This is a genomic window from Pseudogracilibacillus amylolyticus (SeqCode), assembly GCF_051918545.1.
Classification (GTDB): domain Bacteria; phylum Bacillota; class Bacilli; order Bacillales; family Amphibacillaceae; genus Pseudogracilibacillus.
In genome coordinates this window covers 1-17,517 of record NZ_JBPPZG010000064.1, presented here as the reverse complement: position 1 = coordinate 17,517, position 17,517 = coordinate 1, and the positions used below count along the sequence as shown (strand labels likewise).

Below are 17,517 nucleotides of genomic sequence, written 5' to 3'. Positions count from 1 at the left end.
AGAATATGCTTAGTTGATAACTATTTGAGTTAGTATTAAAGGACTATTTACATGAAAATAAAAATAAAAATTATATAATTAACAAATAAAAAAATAGTAACATAAGTATTAATCATGTTACTATCCTGATATATTTTTCAATATTCAATTCCCAATAAGTTTTACTCTCCATACCTCGGTTTCCCAAGCATCTCAAACATATTTTGCTTATCAACTTTCACTCCTGGGCTGGTCAAATGGATTTACACCAAGTAAATAGCCAGTTACTGCACAGGCTTTTTCATAGAAATACACCATATAACAAATGTGTGTGCGTCGAGGACGGGCAAATCAATTAACAAGTTCCAAAGTTGGTGTAAGTAATGAAATCCCGTTTTCTACATCAACAACACCGTGCATTGCTATATAATATTAGAAAGCGGTGTCTGAGCAGGCGTAGTAGTTAATGGAAAGTTATACCACGGTGCCACGATCTTGCGGGAGAAGTTGATCACATGACTATCGATATCAATGGAGAAATTTGTGGCTGTGGAAATAAAGACTGTTTACAAACATTTGCCACGTTGACGATGCAACTCTATTAGGCGCAATATCCCTAGTATTGATAGAAATATTTGAGCTAATATAAATAAAAAAATACGACCGAAATCAGAAAAAACTTTTCTAATTTCGGTCATCAATTATTATCTTATTCAATTCCAAATGAAAATATTGTTTGTTGTCTATATGTTTCATTCGGTAATAAAGTAATGGAAGGTAAATCATTTAACCATAAAGATGCTGGCGGAGCTTGTGTTTCAAAGCATACACCCAAATATTTTTTCGATTTAAGATTATTTAACATAATACCTTCTTGCATTCCATTTGCTGTATACATAACCATTCCCGGTTGATTCGTTTTTATTTTCATTATCCTTCCACTCTCATTATCTGTTACTTTTACCTGATTTGCAGCTTGATTATCAAATAAAAAATAATGGTCATACCCCCATCCTACCAACTGGTTTTGTTCATTATGTGATACAAATCCCTCTTGTAACAATCGACCTCTTCTAAAATCGAATTCTGTTTCACTAACATCCTCTACTATATCAAAGGGAATTAAGTCTTTATCTAATTTGAGGATCTTACTACTATCAATTATAACTTCATGATTCGAAACCGTATTTTTTAAATCTCCACTTAGATTAAAATAAGAATGATTCGTAAGTGTTAAGACGGTTTCTTTGTCAGTTGTCGCCACATAATCAATAAAAAATTCATTATTTATTGTTAATCGGTATGTAACCTTTACGTTCACGTTTCCAGGATAACCACTTTCTCCATCCGGACTCGTATACGTAAAAGTCACACCAATTCCGTCTTTCTCTTGAAATGTGTTACATTTCCATAAAACATTATGAAACCCTTTTTTGCCGCCATGTAAATGATGGCAACCTTCATTTTGATCTAGTTTATATTCCGAGTTCTTGATCTGGATGGTAGCATTCTTAATTCTTCCAGCAACTCGTCCAATAATCGCTCCTAAATAAAATGGGTTTGTTTCATATTGGTCATAGTCTTGATAACGTAATACAATGTTTTCTTTATTACCGAATCTATCTGGTACCAAGATTTTCGTAATGATACCTCCATAGTTTAAGAAACTGACACTCATAGAATGACTTGATAATGTAAATTCATACCATTTATTATTGATTTTTTCTTTTGTTATTTTCAACATTTTTTCTGCTCACTTTTTTAATGTATAAATAAATCGTTTAATTGCTGTTAATCCTTTTATATCCTGTTTAAATACTCCAGCATCTTCCAAAATACGTATAAATTTATTGCCCAGCTCTTGTTTAATGAAATGATTTACATCTTTTTTCATCTCATATTTTTCCTTTAATTCTTCTGCCCAATCTTGATGATAAGCAGGTACATTACTTTGTTCATCTAACACGTATTTTCTGATTTCTTCTAGTTCATCTTTTAATCTAGCTGGCAATACTGCTAGTCCCATTACCTCAATTAAACCTATATTTTCTTTTTTAATATGCTGGACATCTTCATGAGGATGAAATATGCCTAAAGGGTATGCTTCTGTCGTTCGATTATTTCGTAAAACAAGATCGACCTCAAATACTTCATTACGCATTCTCGCAATTGGTGTAATTGTGTTATGTGGAATATCATTTGTAAAAGCAATAATTCCTGATTCTTTATCTGAATAGTTTTGCCAAGCCGTCAATATTAACAGACTTGCTTCTACAAGTTCATCTCTGTTTTTCCCTGTTATGCGAATGACGGAAAGAGGCCACTTCAATACAGCAGCACGGATTCCTGAAAACTTATTTAACTCAAACGTAAAGAGACTTTCAGCACTTTCCATTGCAAATGAATGTCGACCAGCTTGATAATGATCATGACTTAAAATAGAACCGCCTACAATTGGCAAATCTGCATTGGACCCTATGAAGTAATGAGGAAACTTTTCAACAAATAATAACAACCGTTCAAAAGTATCTCGATCAATCTTCATATCGCGATGAGTTTCGCACAAAAGAATACTATGCTCATTGTAATAGATATAAGGTGAATATTGTAAATACCAATTTTCATCCAAGAGGGGTACTTTGATTATTCGATGATTTGCACGGGCTGGATAACCAGTTCGTCCTTCATAACCTTCATTTTCAATACATAATAAACATTTGGGATAGTCAATCTGCAAATGTTTCATTTCACTTTCTCTTTTTATTTGTTCCGGATCTTTTTCGGGTTTTGATAGATTAATTGTAATTTCAATATCCCCATAGCTTGTACTCGTTTTAAAATGAATATTTTTTTGAATTTGTTCCATTTGAATATAGTTACTGTTCATGCTCAACTGGTAAAAATAATCGGTTGCTTCTTTAGGAGAGCGTTCATATTTGTTATAAAACTTCGTATTAACAGTGGAAGGCAAATCAATAAAACAATTCATTATATTTGCCTTTAAAACTTCCTTTTCATCAAAAACATCTTCAATTATATTACTTTCAATCGCATATTGAATAATTTTATCTAGCAAATGAGGGATGGAATTATTTGAAATATCGCTGACATCAGTTGGCCATGTGTTCAATTTTAATTGAGCTAAAATTTGGTTTCGGGTGTAAATCCGATCTGCTTCTTCAATAAGATCATGGTTTATCGCGACCTCTACTAAACTTGCTATATCATGATAGATCAATTAGTAGCCCTCCCCATAACCATTTGGATTCGCCAGATGCCACTTCCAAGCATCTTCTATCATTCTCTCGATGCTAGATCTAGTCGGGTTCCATCCTAAAACCTTTTTCGCTTTACTCGAATCAGCAATAAGAATACTAGGATCTCCTTGGCGACGTTCCCCGATTTGCGCTTGAATTTCTTTTCCTGTTATGATTCTAGCGGTAGAAATTATTTCTTTAACGGAAAAGCCATTATTACTGCCTAAATTAAACACATCACTAACTCCACCAGTTTGTAAATAATCTAATGCCAACAAATGGGCGTCAATTAGATCTTCGACATGAATATAATCCCGAATACATGTACCATCCTCTGTATCATAGTCATTCCCAAAAATTGTAATCTGAGGACGTTGTCCAAGTGCAGTCTGTAAAACAAGAGGAATTAGATGTGTTTCCGGATTATGATCTTCACCAATTTCACCGGTCTTTCTTGCACCAGCTACATTAAAATAACGTAACGATACAAAGTTAATCCCATGCGCGATATTCATCCATTTCATCATTTTTTCCATTGTTAGTTTTGTTTCTCCATATGGGTTAGTAGGTGCTGGGATCGTTTCTTCTGTAATTGGGATTTTATTCGGTTCCCCGTAAACTGCTGCCGTAGAAGAAAAAACAATCTGCTTTACATGATATTCTTTCATGACTTGCAGTAAAACTTGTGTCCCATAAACATTATTATCAAAATACTTTAAAGGATTCTCCATTGATTCGCCGACAAGTGAATTAGCTGCAAAATGGATGACAGCATCAATTTTCTCTTTCGTAAAAACATTACGCAAAAAATCTATCTTTCGTATATCACCTTTGTAAAATATTGCTTTTGGATGAACCGCCTCTCGATGTCCTGTTTCAAGATGATCAATAACGACCACTTCTTTTCCTTCTTCAATTAATCGATAAACAGCATGGGAACCAATATACCCAACTCCTCCTACCACTAATACGCTCAATTTACGACACTCCTTTCATTTCTCGAGCACCGTCATCAATTGTAGCTTCATAAAATGTTGCATTATACCCAACTTCATCAACATATTCTTTATTCACATTTTCCTTAAATTGTTTAGCATGCTCTTTCTTCACAATGGCAATGGCACAGCCGCCAAAACCTGCTCCTGTCATTCGTGCACCAAGTACACCTTTTTGGCTTTGAGATGACTTTACAATTGTATCGAGCTCAAGACCGGTCACTTCATAATAAGCTTGTAAAGAGTGATGAGATTCATTCATCAATTTCCCAAATGACACTATATCTCCCTCTTTTAATCGTAAAAATGCTTCTTTCGTCCTTTTATTTTCATAAACTACATGTTGGGCCCGTTTCCGATCTGTGTCATTCTTTATTAAATGTTTTACCTGCTCAAATGTTTCCGGAGTTACCATGCACAGATTATTTATATCTAATTGTTCTTTCAAATCTTCAAGTGCATTTTCACACTCGGCTCTACGTTCATTATATTTCGACCCCGATAATGCACGCTGTTTGTTCGTATGAATGATCATAATGACATAATCCTTTAATTTGAAAGGTGCATACTCATATTTCAAACTTTGACAATCTAGTAAAATAGCATGATCCTTTTTCCCAAACCCAACAGCAAATTGATCCATAATACCACTGTTGACCCCTATATATTCATTTTCCACCAATTGACCACTCTTAACGATTTCTTCCAAACTAATTGATAACTTAAACAATTCTTTTAACAAAACTCCAGTTACCATTTCGAGCGATGCGGAAGACGACAAGCCTGCTGCATTCGGTATATTTCCATAAAACAAAATATCAAATCCTTTAGCAATCGAATAACCCTTATCCTTGAATACTGAAATCATACCCTTTGGATAATTGGCCCATTTATGCGCTTGATCGTAAGTTAAGTCATTAAGACTGCATTCAATAATTCCATCTTCAATAAAGTTAAGTGAGAAAAACCGTAATTTAGAGTCATTGCGTTTCTTTACCAAAGCATACGTCCCAAAAGATATGGCTGCCGGAAGTACAACCCCGCCATTATAGTCAATATGTTCTCCTATTAAATTAATCCTTCCAGGTGCAAAAAATACACGAGGTTCACTGTCACTAGAAAATTGATTCAAAAATTCTTGTTGTAGTTTTTTAATCACCATTTATTACCACCTCTACACTTACTTATTTTTCATAAAATAAGTGCATTCACCTTAAATAAAATTTCAACTAGTTTACTAACTTCAGGTTTAAAGTAAATTTTTTATATACACGATTTTTATGTGAATCAGCAGTTAATATACTAGAAAAAAATAAGAGAACACTTTCTTAGTTATTCTCTTATATCAAATCGTTGTTTTTATATTTAATTTAAAAAATTATTTATTTCTATTAAGTACATCAAAAGCAACGGCCGCAAGTAATACAATACCTTTTATTGCCTGCTGCCAGTCAATACCAATTCCCATTAAAGACATACCATTGTTTAACACACCCATAACCAATGCACCAATTACAGCACCAAACACCGTACCGATTCCACCTGTGAATGACGCTCCACCGATAATGGCTGCCGCTATAGCATCTAACTCAAATAAATTACCAGCTTGAGGGGTTGCAGCATTTAATCTACCAGCAAAAATGAGGCCAGCAAGCGCTGAAAGCACTCCCATATTAATAAAAACCCAAAACTTCATCTTTTTTGTTTTAACCCCCGAAAGATGTGCTGCATTTTGATTACCACCAACAGCATAAATATGTCTACCAGGTATTGTTTTTTCCATTACAAAAGTATAGCCAACGACCAGAACGAATAATATGATTAAGACATAAGGAATTCCTTGATACAATGCCAATATGTACATAAATGCATTTATTAAAATTAAAATTATGACAAGTTTTGCTATAAACATTGGAAGTTGCAATGTTGAAAAGTTATATTTTAGTTCAGTTCTACGTATTCTCAATTCATTAAAAACATAGATAATTGAAACGATGAGTCCTATTAATATCGTAAATAGTTTTAAATCTCCACCACCAAATAAGTCTGGCACAAACGCGGAACTCATACTCCTAAAAGAGTTAGGGAATGGTGCAATTGTTTGCCCTTGAATTACTACTAATGTAAGTCCTCTAAATATTAACATCCCTGCCAAAGTTACAATAAATGATGGTATATTTACATAAGCGATCCAAAATCCTTGCCATGCCCCAATAATAGCCCCTAATAATAAACATAATAAAATTCCTACAAATACCGGTAAATCGTAGTGTACTAGTAAAACTCCCGCAACTGCTCCAGTAAATGCGGCAACTGATCCAACAGATAAATCTATTTCTCCTGTAATAATAACTAGCATCATACCGATACCTAAAATTATGATATAACTATTTTGCATGATAATATTAGTTACATTTAAAGGAGTTAAAATGATACCATCAGTAAGTATTTGGAATAAAATTGTAATACCAAATAATGCAATAATCATCCCAAACTTTCTAATATTATTTCTTAATAAATCTAATACAGTCCCCACTACTACGACCTCCTGTCCTGTGTCATATAACGCATTAACGTTTCTTGATTTGCCTGTTCAATAGGAATATCTGCCGTAATTCTTCCTTCACTAAGTGTATAAATTCGGTCACACATGCCCAGTAATTCTGGTAATTCTGAAGAGATCATTATAATACTCTTACCTCTTTCTGCAAGTTCATTTATTATCTTGTATATCTCATACTTTGCACCAACATCTATTCCTCTTGTTGGTTCATCTAAAATTAATACATCCGGATCCGAAAAAATCCATTTTCCTAAAACAACCTTCTGCTGATTTCCACCACTAAGATTCATTACTTGTTGTTCTATTGTCGGTGTTCTGACATTCATTCTTTCCTTAAGTGATTCCGCTTCCAAAACTTCTCTACCTAAATTCAATACCTGTTTATTAGCTATTTCGTTCAAGTTCGCTAACGTAAAATTTTGTCTTACGCTATCAATAAGTATTAATCCGTATTCCTTACGATCTTCGGAAACATAGGCAACTCCATGTTCAATCGCTTGATCCACACTATTAAAAACTACTTCTTTATCATCTTTAAAAAGTTGCCCGGTGATTCTTTTTCCGTACGATTTTCCAAAAACACTCATTGCCAATTCAGTTCTGCCGGCTCCTATAAGTCCAGCTATTCCCGTTATTTCGCCTTCTTTTACATGGATATTGACATCATGCAAAATTTTCCTTTCAGTATCAATGGGGTGATAAACGGACCAATTTTTTATTTCGAAAGTAATTCTATCTTTTATATTATGTTTTCGATCTGGAAACAAATTTGATAGTTCTCTACCTACCATATCCTTAATAATTTTATTTTCTGTAATCGGCTTCTCCTTCAATTCGTATGTATCAATTGTTTCACCATCACGTATAACTGTTATACTATCAGATACCTTTAATACTTCTTTTAATTTATGAGAAATTAAAATAGAGGTCATACCCTGTTTTTTAAATTCAAGCATTAGGTTTAACAGATTTTCACTGTCTTCTTCATTTAATGCCGCAGTCGGCTCATCAAGTATGAGCAATTTCACCTTTTTGGATAAAGCTTTCGCTATTTCAACTAATTGTTGTTGACCTACTCCCAAGTTTTTAATTTTTTCTTGAGGATCTAATTTTAAACCAACCTTTTCCAGTAATTCTCTCGTTTCAATAATCGTTTTTCTCCAATTAATAACCCCTCTAGTTGCTTGCTCATTCCCTAAAAAAATGTTTTCAGCAATCGACAATTCTGGAATTAGTGCCAACTCTTGGTGGATGATAACGATCCCTAATTGTTCACTATCATTAATATTTTTAAATTTACATTCTTTATTCTCATAAAAAATTTCACCGGAATACGTGCCATAAGGGTGGACACCGCTTAAAACTTTCATCAACGTCGACTTACCGGCACCGTTTTCACCAATTAACGCATGAATTTCTCCACTGTTAACTTTAAAGTTAACATTATCAAGAGCCTTAACCCCGGGAAATGTTTTTGTGATATGATTCATTTCTAAAATTACTTGATTCAATGTACATCACACCCTTTTAAAGATGAAGGATGATTCGGCGAAATAATATGCCAAATCATCTCCAATTTATCACTTCAATTCATCTTCCGTATAGTATCCTGTTTCAACCAACGTTTCTTCATAATTATCGATATCTACATTTACTGGTGCTAATAAATACGAAGGTACAACTTTGACACCGTTGTCATATGTTTCTGTATCATTAATTTCAGGCTCTTCGCCTTGTAATACCGAAACAGTCATGTCTACCGCTTTTTGTGCTAATTCACGAGTATCTTTAAATATTGTTTGTGTCTGTTCACCGGCAATTATTGATTTAATAGATGAAAGCTCGGCATCTTGACCTGTAACTATTGGCATTGGTTTATCGCCAGTTCCATACCCTACCGCCTTTAACGATGAGATAACTCCGCGGCTAATCCCGTCAAAAGGTGAATAAACAACATCAATTTCTTCACTAGAATAATGTGCGCTAAGTAAATTATCCATTCGCTCTTGGGCTAAACCTCCATCCCAACGTAACGTAGCACCTTGCTCAAAATCTGTCTGACCACTCTTTACAACCAATTTTCCTTCATCAATATATGGCTCAAGGATTGACATTGCTCCGTCCCAAAAGAAATAAGCGTTATTATCGTCTGGTGATCCCGCAAATAATTCAATATTAAAAGATTCATCACTATCAGCTAACCCTAACTTCTCTTCAATGTATTCTCCCTGCAATACACCTACTTCAAAATTATCAAATGTCGCATAATAACTAACATGTTCACTATTCATAATTAAACGGTCATATGCAATGACAGGAATATCTTGATTCTCTGCCTGTGTTAACACTTCCGTAAGAGCCTCTCCATCAATAGATGCTATGACAAGAATATCCACACCTTTAGTAATCATGTTTTCAATTTGTGATACCTGGTTTTCCACAACGTCTTCCGCATATTGCAGATCTACTTTATACCCCAAATCTTCGAACTCTTTTTTCATATTTTCTCCATCTTTAACCCATCTTTCAGAGGATTTTGTCGGCATTGCAATTCCTACAAATTCACCACCACTACCTTCAGATGCTTCTCCATTCTCGCTTCCTTCACTTCCAGCTTCATTACTGCCACAGGCTACTAGAACAAAAGCAAAAAACATTACTGCCAATAGCCAACTGAATCTTTTCATCTTTTTTCCCCCTCGTAATATTTTCGTAGTTATAGTATTCATTGGAAAACAAAGACAACGCTTACATGTTGCTTAAAAAAAATATGTAACATACTATAACTAAATTAACCGTACATGATAGTTTGCTTCGCCTAACTTGTACGTACATCAATTATATGATAAGAAAATATTATTTGCAATAGTTAATTTTTAAAAACTTTTACCTTTCCTATTTCCTGCTCTCGATAATATTTAAATAGAATTTTTTTCACTAAAAAAAATGAGAAGGCATTCTCTTATAAATGAAAATTCATTTAAACGACGGCCTTCTCCAAAGACGTATTTTATTGTGGATGTCAAAGTTAATTTACTTTTATACCAAAATAAATCATCATTTAACTAATATAGTGTGTCAAGAGTGTATATTCTGTAAACTTTTTGTTGAACCTCTAATGATTAATTCTGGATCATATAAGATAGAATGGCTTTGCGACTCCATACCTTTACCATTTTCAACTAAATCAATGATCATATTCGCTGCTGCCTTCCCCATTTCAATTTTGGGGTGTTTAATCGTAGTGAGCTTTACCTCGGACACCTCTGCTAAAAAGGAATCATCATGACCTACAATTGAAATATCACTAGGTATCTGCATTTTTTTAGTCCTTAATATTTCAAGAAGGCTTATCGCAAGTTCATCGTTATAACAAACAATTCCTGTTATAGGATTATTCTTGCCAGATAAAACTTTCTCCAATTCCTCAACTGGTTTTGTATGTTTATCTTCCGTTTCATATGTGACAAGATATGATGGATCAATGGGGATATTATTTTGACGATGAGCTTGTAAAAACCCTTTCATTCGTTGTGTTCCTTGTTTATCATCTGTTTTGAAAAAACCCATAATATTCTTATGTCCAAGTTTAATTAAATGTTCTGTCAGTAAAAAACCGCCCTTTTCATCATCCATTACAATATTGATTGGTTCAAGCTCATCATAATATGCATTAATCATTATATAAGGAATTTCTGTTCGTTCTAAATTTAAATAATACGTTAAATTTGGGTTTGAAAAAGCGCTTTTTGTCGGCTCTACAATCACACCATTGAATTTTTGAGATAGAATTTCCTCTAAAATTGTTCGTTCATTTTCATGATTGTTATTCGTGCTGAACAAACTAACTTGATATCCTTTTTCTCTTAATTTAGCTTCCGCCCCCCTAATAATAGATGGGAAAATATAATCGGAAATATATGTCGTAATGATGGCGATTTTTTTTTGCTCTTCAATCTGCTGTTGATCTTGATTTAACTCGCTTCGATCCGCACAAAATGTACCAGAACCTTGCTCACGGTATAACCAACCTTTTGTTACTAAATCACCTAATGCCAGTCTTACGGTATGCCGACTTACTCCGAACTCTTTCATTAACTCACTTTCCGAACTAATCTTCTGATGTGGTGTATAGGTTCCATCCAATATTTTTGATTTTACTGCTTGTTTTACCATGTTATACTTTGTTGTCATGACTATACCTCAATTCCTATACAGCTTATTCGTACAAGTTTAGCATAACACACCTTCTTCAACTATTTCCATTCATTTATTTAATTCTTCGATGAGCCGTGGTCTAGTTCCAAATTGCCTTACTTAATCTTAGCTCATTTCTTAATTGTCTTAAGTTCGTATCTTGATTAATCACAATACATTCTATGTTAGCCATTTCAGCAAAGTCGTACAATTGATCGGCTGTTACTTCCAATGAAAATACTGTATGATGGGCACCTCCTGCATAAATCCATGCTTCTGTTGCCTCATTTAAAGATGGTTCCGGTTTCCATAATACTTTTGCAACCGGCAGTTTAGGCGTCTCCTCTGTAGGTTGTTCAGCCCTTACTTCATTTACGATGAGACGATACCTTCCACCAAGCTCAACAAGAGAAGCAACAAGAGCATCTCCACCACGCCCATCAAATACGAGACGAGCAGGGTCTTCTTTCCCACCAATACTTAAAGGTCGAACGACGATTTTAGGTTTTGTCGCTGATACAGTCGGACAAATTTCCAACATATGGGATCCTAAAATCATCTCATTGTTCGGCTCTAAGTGATACGTATAATCTTCCATAAATGATGTCCCTTGATTATTTGAAATTATTTTCATCATTCTTAGTAATGCAGCTGTTCTCCAGTCCCCTTCACCGGCAAAACCATATCCTTCTGCCATTAAGCGTTGTGCTGCTAGGCCTGGTAACTGTTTCATGCCGTGGAGATCTTCAAAATTCGTTGTGAATGCTGTATAGTTATGCCGCGACAAAAAAGACTTAAGACCAAGTTCAATTCGAGCTTGTTCTAAGATAGAATCTTTCATTGGTCCAGGCTTTTTTGCTTCATCTGAAATCTCATACAACGTAGTATATTCATCAAATAAAGCATCCACTTGTTCGGCGGAGAATTTCTTCATTTCCTCTACTAAATCACCAATACCGTAATAGTCAACTGTCCAACCAAATTTAATTTGTGCCTCGATTTTATCCCCATCCGTTACAGCTACGTTACGCATATTGTCGCCAAAACGCGCCACCCGAATATTCGTGCCTTCAGTAACTGCAACTGCTGTCTGCATCCAGCTGCCCATTTTCGTTATTACATCTTTATTTTCCCAATGACCGACGATAACACGACGCGGAATATGTAAACGAGTCCCAATAAATCCATACTCACGATCTCCATGTGCGGATTGATGAAGGTTCATAAAATCCATATCGATATCCTTCCAAGGAATATCTCGATTATATTGTGTATGCAAATGTAAAAGTGGTTTCTGCAAAGACTTCAATCCTGCAATCCACATTTTTGCAGGTGAAAATGTATGCATCCATGTAATAACACCCGCACAATTTTCAGCACTATTTACTTCTAGCATTAATTTTCTAATATCTTCTGCATTGGTCAAAACAGTTTTATACACGACTGGATGTGGTAAGTTTGCAGTCTTGTTTAATTGATCCGTAATTGCTTTTGAATTTTCCTCGACTTCTTTTAATGCTTCCTCCCCATATAGATGCTGACTTCCAGTTACAAACCAAAATTCATAAGGTTTTAATGTTATCATATTGATTCCCCCAATTTACGTTATTTCTACAATTGATTCTAAGCGGATATCACGTAGCCGCTTCATCACATCGTTTCCTCCGCGGCCAAAATAATCGTGAAGTTTCACATATTCGTTGTATAATCGATCATATATTGCAACGTTTTTTGGAATCGGCTTTATCACTTCCTCTTTAATTCGCGCCATATTTTTTGCTGCATCTAATATAGTATCAAAACCACCATGATTAGCTCCGGCTGCAACCGCTCCAAACATCGCAGCTCCTAGTGCAGGTGTTTGAATAGAATCAGCAACGTTTATTACCCGATTCGTAATATCAGCATAAATTTGCAATAATAGTCGGTTTTTATGTGGTAACCCACCACAGACATAAAGTTCATCGACCGCTAAACTATTTTGTGTAAAGGCATCAATAATTTTTCTAGTTCCAAAAGCGGTTGCTTCAAGCAATGCTCGGTAAATTTCTTCCGGTTTTGTCTGTAAATTCATTCCGAGTAATACCCCGCTTAAATCTGTATCAACGAGAACGGATCGATTTCCATTCCACCAATCAAGTGCCAATAGACCAGTTTCTCCTGGTTCATATGTAGCTGCTCTTTTCTCTAACCATTGATGGACATTCGTTCCTTCTTCGTTTGCAGCTTTTTCTACATACTCCGGAACGGCTTCTTCAACAAACCAAGCAAAAATATCTCCCACAGCCGACTGTCCTGCTTCATAGCCGTAAAACCCTGGGATTATTCCGTCTTCTACAACCCCACACATTCCTTCGACTTCTTTCTCTTCCTCACCCAATAACAGATGACAAATGGACGTACCCATCGTCATAACCATCTTGCCTGGACCGACAACTCCCATTGCCGGAACCGATACATGTGCATCAACGTTTCCGACAGCAATCGCAAGCCCTTCCTTTAAACCGGTTAACTGAGCCATTTGAGCAGTTAATTCGCCGGCTTTTGTACCTAAAGGGACAACGCTTCCACGAAGTTTTGTTTCCACCAAGTCTTCCAAGCGCGGATCGAGTGCTTTAAAAAAATCACGACTCGGATAGCCATCTTGTTTATGCCAAATCGATTTATAGCCAGCTGTGCAACTATTGCGAATAAGATTACCAGTTAATTTGGAAATAACCCAATCGGTCGCTTCAACAAATCGATCTGTCCTTTCATAAATATAGGGTGCTTCATTTAAAATTTGCCATATTTTTGCGATCATCCACTCGGAAGAAATTCTCCCCCCATATCTTGGTAAAAATCTTTCCTCCCTTTGCTCGGCTATTTCATTTAATTTATTTGCTTCATCTTGTGCAGCATGATGTTTCCATAACTTCACCCAGCTATGTGGATTGTCTTTTAAGTCTGGATGATTGGATAGCGGTTCTCCTCTTTCATCAATTGGCAACATCGTACATGCTGTAAAGTCAATGCCAAGCCCAACGATATCATCTGGACTTATACCAGATTTTTTTAATACCTCTGGAATGGATTTTTCCAATACCTCTAAATAATCATGTGGATGTTGTAAGGCCCAATCAAAGTCTAACTCAATACCCGACGGTAGCTTTTCATCCATTACACCATGACGATAAAGCGTCACATGATCCGCAACCTCTTTTCCGTCCTCCAATGATACAAGTACAGCACGCCCAGATTCGGTACCATAATCGATTCCAATCGCATACTTTTGCCTCATCTCCCATCCCCTCCCATATTAATTACTTTGTCCGTAATATGCTTGTGAGCCATGTTTTCTTAAATAATGTTTATCCAAAAGTACATTATCTAATTGATCCGGCTCGGGATTTAATTGGTATGTTTGTAACGCCATTTTCGCAACCTGTTCAAGAACAACAGCATTATGTACTGCCTCTTCAGGATCTTTTCCCCATGAAAAAGGAGCATGACCACGAACTAGAACACTTGGCACATCATTTGGATTCATATTTTTAAACGTTTCAACAATGACATTACCTGTCTCAAGTTCATAATCTTCTTTAATTTCCTCCTCACTCATTGCTCTAGTACAAGGAATTGACCCATAAAAATAGTCTGCATGCGTTGTACCCAAAGCAGGGATTTCTCTCCCCGCCTGCGACCAACTAGTTGCCCAAGGTGCATGTGTATGGACAATCCCGCCAATGTCAGGGAAATTTCGATATAAAACAATATGAGTTGGTGTATCTGATGACGGTTTCAAATTTCCTTCAACAACATTACCATCAAAATCAACAACAACCATAGTTTCCATTGTTAACTTTTCGTAAGGAACACCACTAGGCTTAATAACTATTAAATTATGCTCTCTGCTGACACCGCTTACATTCCCCCATGTAAAAGTAACTAAATGATGTGCTGGTAGTTCCAAGTTCGCATCCAATACTTTTTGCTTCAATTCCTCCAACATGTCAATCGCCACCTTTCTTTTTCATAAAGTGTACGTATAAGATATTATTCATGTCTTTATTCTAATATAAGTTGTACGTACAATCAACTGTGTTTTCTTACAATAAATTAATTTGTGAAAAAATTTCTCCATTTTTCCTATTGTTTTCTTCTTTCTTCTAAGTTTATTTCAAGTAATCTATTAGAGTTTTTCCACTTAAATACAAATTTCCATCCGAGACATCTTGTAAGATAGTTCCCGTGTCCGATCCATTAAATAGGTTTAATATAAAACCCTGCTTTGGTGGAAATAGCATTTTCTGTTAGATATGTGAGAGCTAAACCTTTTTCCATTTGATTTCAACTTAAAAGCCAAACTAAAAGTTTAAGAATCTTTTTTTAGGAAATGAATATAATATGTTAATGATATTTAATTATTTACAATTAACGAAATTGACTTTTCAATAATACAATTTATAATGGAGGTGAGGGAGTGATATACATGAGTACAGCTTTATACGAAGAAACGAAAAAAGATATAAATGAAGCATTCCAAAGTAAAAGCACTTCCAAGATCGAAAAAGAAACAAGCTTCATTTTGAATCAGTTAATTGTAACGATAATGAGCGGTTTTAGAGATCGGGTAAAAGGTGTCTCAATTGAACGGGTTGATTTTAATCTATCCTATGTCTTATCAGATAAGCATAAAGATACCTTAATCTCTTGGTTAAATAATTTCCAAAAATTGGAAAGTACTATCTCAGATTTAGAGTTTGGAAAGATAAAAATTGACCTGGAGAATTGGTACCATGACATAGGCGGTAAAGAAATCCATTTTGAATACCAAGAGGATTACCTTCTAACACCAAGTCAAGCCTCTGAAAAACTTAAGGTTTCTACAGTAACGCTTAACAAGTATATTAAACAGGGATTTGAATCTGTTAATACAACGAGTCACCGTAAGATCCCAAAACATGCTATTGAATTATGGAAGGATCCGGTATATGCAATAAAGATGCAAATGTTAGCACAAAAAAAGAAAATACAAAAACAAACTCCTGAAGAGCGAATCAATGAAATAAATCAAGAGTTAATAGAACTCCAAAAGAAATATAAAGCAAAGAGCATCTCAAAAGCATTTAGCGGGCTAGATCTAGAATCTATGGACGATCCGAGTGATTATTTTGAATGGCGGGATTTAGAGGAAGAAAAAGAGGAATTACTAACAATGTTAATCGAGGACAGTGGTCATGAATAAAAATGAAACACACGCTAAACTTCTGCCAGCCGATATAAACAATATCCTCGACAAATATGGCCACTTGCTTCAATCCTATACCGGATTAATTGAAAAAGATTCTATCTATGCGAACTATAAACTTACCAGCAATAAATTATCCGTACTATTTCCTTTAAAAGAACACCCAGTACATGGAATTACAGGTTTGCATGCTACGGAGAAATATAAAAATGGATATGTAAAAGAATATCATTATCAATGGAAAATCATCATTCCGAAAAAAGGGATTCGGTTCAGTCATATTTCTGCATGGGAGAATGAGCCTCATAACGCTCCTAATACACCAAAAGAAGATAAAGTAGATTCTGAACCACATCATCATCACCATGTACCAGGAGATAGAAAATGTAGAAAAGATAATTTTGATGTTCAGACTCTAGAGGCTGCTTTTGCATTTATTGCTAAGTATATAGAAAGTGGAGAAGAATATATCCCCTAATTGTATTGCTTCACCTGTTCCCAATGATAAAACAATCTGCAGTTTCAAGACACTAGCTACAACCGGTTGGCTGGTGTCTTCTATTTCCTTATTAAATTCATAACATTTCAATAATAAACCAACGCCAAACATCGTTAATGCCCCATTTTTCCAATAAATACTTTGATGAGCGGCCCGTGAAGGCATTTAGTAAACGCTTGACTGAAAGGTATGGTATGCTAATCCCTTACTCTCTGTTTAACCCCTGGAAAGATATTTGAATCTGACGCTATTCCGTACCACATGAGTTAATTTACTAAAGAAAACTAGAACCACTTACAAGAAGAGGAAGTGCTATTAATTTAACAAGTACAGGAACGAAACACTTTTACTGAAATTTTTATTCTGTTTATTATTGCGCCAGTATAAAACTTAGCTAAAGGCACAGTAAATCCAAACTATCTGTTAAATCTTGCAGTATACGACCGTTTTTAATCATATTATACAGCGTTTTTCGTCACCTAAAAAATCTCACTGATCCAGCTATTAATCAATTTACAAAAACGGATAAATTGCTATTCACCTTGATGTAATGTAAGATGATTTTGCTAAGCCATAGCCAAAAACATGTAGTTAATTAAAGTAGAATAAATAGAATGTAGGGATAAAATGACAAAAAAATTAATCTTCTTTGATATAGATGGAACACTTCTTGATCACGAAAAGAATCTTCCTAGCTCCACAGAACAAGCAATTAAATTATTAAAAGAAAAAGGACATGAAATAGCAATCGCTACAGGTCGTTCCCCATTTATGTTTAAGGAATTACGTAAGAAACT

Annotated in this window: 14 protein-coding genes and 2 pseudogenes; 4 read left to right on the top strand and 12 right to left on the bottom strand. The window is 35.1% G+C overall.

Annotated elements, in window-relative coordinates; translation table 11 throughout:
• Positions 1-161: 161 nt before the first annotated feature.
• Positions 162-344, bottom strand: a pseudogene (locus tag ACPYKA_RS09160) (glucose-6-phosphate isomerase); the annotation flags it as partial.
• 85 nt (positions 345-429) lie between these two features.
• On the opposite strand from ACPYKA_RS09160, the pseudogene ACPYKA_RS09155 reads away from it, so the two are divergent.
• Positions 430-563: pseudogene (locus ACPYKA_RS09155) on the top strand (ROK family protein); the annotation flags it as partial.
• A 125-nt stretch (positions 564-688) separates the two neighbouring features.
• Here ACPYKA_RS09155 and ACPYKA_RS09150 read toward each other — a convergent pair.
• From ACPYKA_RS09150 to araD, 11 genes are all read right to left on the bottom strand, one after another.
• Positions 689-1,723, bottom strand: coding sequence for an aldose epimerase family protein (locus ACPYKA_RS09150; RefSeq protein ID WP_479542002.1), 1,035 nt, complete (start codon positions 1,721-1,723; stop codon positions 689-691).
• 9 nt (positions 1,724-1,732) lie between these two features.
• Positions 1,733-3,217, bottom strand: a complete 1,485-nt coding sequence (galT, locus tag ACPYKA_RS09145) for a UDP-glucose--hexose-1-phosphate uridylyltransferase (RefSeq protein ID WP_479542001.1) — start codon at positions 3,215-3,217, stop codon at positions 1,733-1,735.
• A complete protein-coding gene (gene galE / locus ACPYKA_RS09140) occupies positions 3,218-4,213 on the bottom strand; it encodes a UDP-glucose 4-epimerase GalE (protein ID WP_479542000.1) in 996 nt (331 codons plus the stop codon). It abuts the gene before it with no gap.
• Between the two features lies 1 nt (position 4,214).
• Entirely contained in the window at positions 4,215-5,393 is a 1,179-nt protein-coding gene (locus ACPYKA_RS09135; RefSeq protein WP_479541999.1) for a galactokinase, read from the bottom strand.
• Between the two features lie 216 nt (positions 5,394-5,609).
• Complete coding sequence (gene mmsB, locus ACPYKA_RS09130; protein ID WP_479542004.1) at positions 5,610-6,719, bottom strand: multiple monosaccharide ABC transporter permease; 1,110 nt, start codon at positions 6,717-6,719, stop codon at positions 5,610-5,612.
• Between the two features lie 50 nt (positions 6,720-6,769).
• Positions 6,770-8,305 carry a multiple monosaccharide ABC transporter ATP-binding protein gene (gene mmsA, locus ACPYKA_RS09125; protein ID WP_479541998.1) on the bottom strand — a complete coding sequence of 512 codons (1,536 nt, stop codon included), beginning with the start codon at positions 8,303-8,305 and terminating at the stop codon, positions 6,770-6,772.
• 69 nt (positions 8,306-8,374) lie between these two features.
• A complete protein-coding gene (gene chvE / locus ACPYKA_RS09120; RefSeq protein ID WP_479541997.1) occupies positions 8,375-9,481 on the bottom strand; it encodes a multiple monosaccharide ABC transporter substrate-binding protein in 1,107 nt (368 codons plus the stop codon).
• A 391-nt stretch (positions 9,482-9,872) separates the two neighbouring features.
• Complete coding sequence (locus tag ACPYKA_RS09115; protein WP_479541996.1) at positions 9,873-10,988, bottom strand: substrate-binding domain-containing protein; 1,116 nt, start codon at positions 10,986-10,988, stop codon at positions 9,873-9,875.
• A 103-nt stretch (positions 10,989-11,091) separates the two neighbouring features.
• On the bottom strand, positions 11,092-12,576 hold the full coding sequence (gene araA / locus ACPYKA_RS09110) for an L-arabinose isomerase (RefSeq protein WP_479541995.1): 1,485 nt from the start codon (positions 12,574-12,576) through the stop codon (positions 11,092-11,094).
• A gap of 15 nt (positions 12,577-12,591) precedes the next feature.
• Positions 12,592-14,271, bottom strand: coding sequence for a ribulokinase (locus ACPYKA_RS09105; protein ID WP_479541994.1), 1,680 nt, complete (start codon positions 14,269-14,271; stop codon positions 12,592-12,594).
• A gap of 18 nt (positions 14,272-14,289) precedes the next feature.
• Positions 14,290-14,982 carry an L-ribulose-5-phosphate 4-epimerase gene (araD, locus tag ACPYKA_RS09100; protein ID WP_479541993.1) on the bottom strand — a complete coding sequence of 231 codons (693 nt, stop codon included), beginning with the start codon at positions 14,980-14,982 and terminating at the stop codon, positions 14,290-14,292.
• 480 nt (positions 14,983-15,462) lie between these two features.
• On the opposite strand from araD, the gene ACPYKA_RS09095 reads away from it, so the two are divergent.
• From ACPYKA_RS09095 to ACPYKA_RS09085, 3 genes are all read left to right on the top strand, one after another.
• Positions 15,463-16,218: a helix-turn-helix domain-containing protein gene (locus ACPYKA_RS09095; RefSeq protein ID WP_479541992.1), complete on the top strand. Its 756-nt coding sequence runs from the start codon at positions 15,463-15,465 to the stop codon at positions 16,216-16,218.
• Entirely contained in the window at positions 16,211-16,699 is a 489-nt protein-coding gene (locus ACPYKA_RS09090) for a hypothetical protein (RefSeq protein WP_479541991.1), read from the top strand. The genes ACPYKA_RS09095 and ACPYKA_RS09090 overlap by 8 nt, the downstream gene beginning before the upstream one ends.
• 648 nt (positions 16,700-17,347) lie before the next feature.
• Positions 17,348-17,517 (top strand): HAD-IIB family hydrolase (locus ACPYKA_RS09085; RefSeq protein ID WP_479542003.1); only part of this gene is annotated, 170 nt, incomplete at its 3' end.

Excerpts from the sequence above, each read along its gene's own strand:
- chvE (WP_479541997.1), bottom strand. The coding sequence starts at position 9,481 with ATGAAAAGATTCAGTTGGCTATTGGCAGTAATGTTTTTTGCTTTTGTT.
- ACPYKA_RS09135 (WP_479541999.1), bottom strand. The coding sequence starts at position 5,393 with ATGGTGATTAAAAAACTACAACAAGAATTTTTGAATCAATTTTCTAGT.
- ACPYKA_RS09095 (WP_479541992.1), top strand. The coding sequence starts at position 15,463 with ATGAGTACAGCTTTATACGAAGAAACGAAAAAAGATATAAATGAAGCA.
- araA (WP_479541995.1), bottom strand. The coding sequence starts at position 12,576 with ATGATAACATTAAAACCTTATGAATTTTGGTTTGTAACTGGAAGTCAG.
- araD (WP_479541993.1), bottom strand. The coding sequence starts at position 14,982 with ATGTTGGAGGAATTGAAGCAAAAAGTATTGGATGCGAACTTGGAACTA.
- ACPYKA_RS09090 (WP_479541991.1), top strand. The coding sequence starts at position 16,211 with ATGAATAAAAATGAAACACACGCTAAACTTCTGCCAGCCGATATAAAC.
- ACPYKA_RS09105 (WP_479541994.1), bottom strand. The coding sequence starts at position 14,271 with ATGAGGCAAAAGTATGCGATTGGAATCGATTATGGTACCGAATCTGGG.
- mmsB (WP_479542004.1), bottom strand. The coding sequence starts at position 6,719 with ATGATTATTGCATTATTTGGTATTACAATTTTATTCCAAATACTTACT.
- ACPYKA_RS09150 (WP_479542002.1), bottom strand. The coding sequence starts at position 1,723 with ATGTTGAAAATAACAAAAGAAAAAATCAATAATAAATGGTATGAATTT.
- ACPYKA_RS09115 (WP_479541996.1), bottom strand. The coding sequence starts at position 10,988 with ATGACAACAAAGTATAACATGGTAAAACAAGCAGTAAAATCAAAAATA.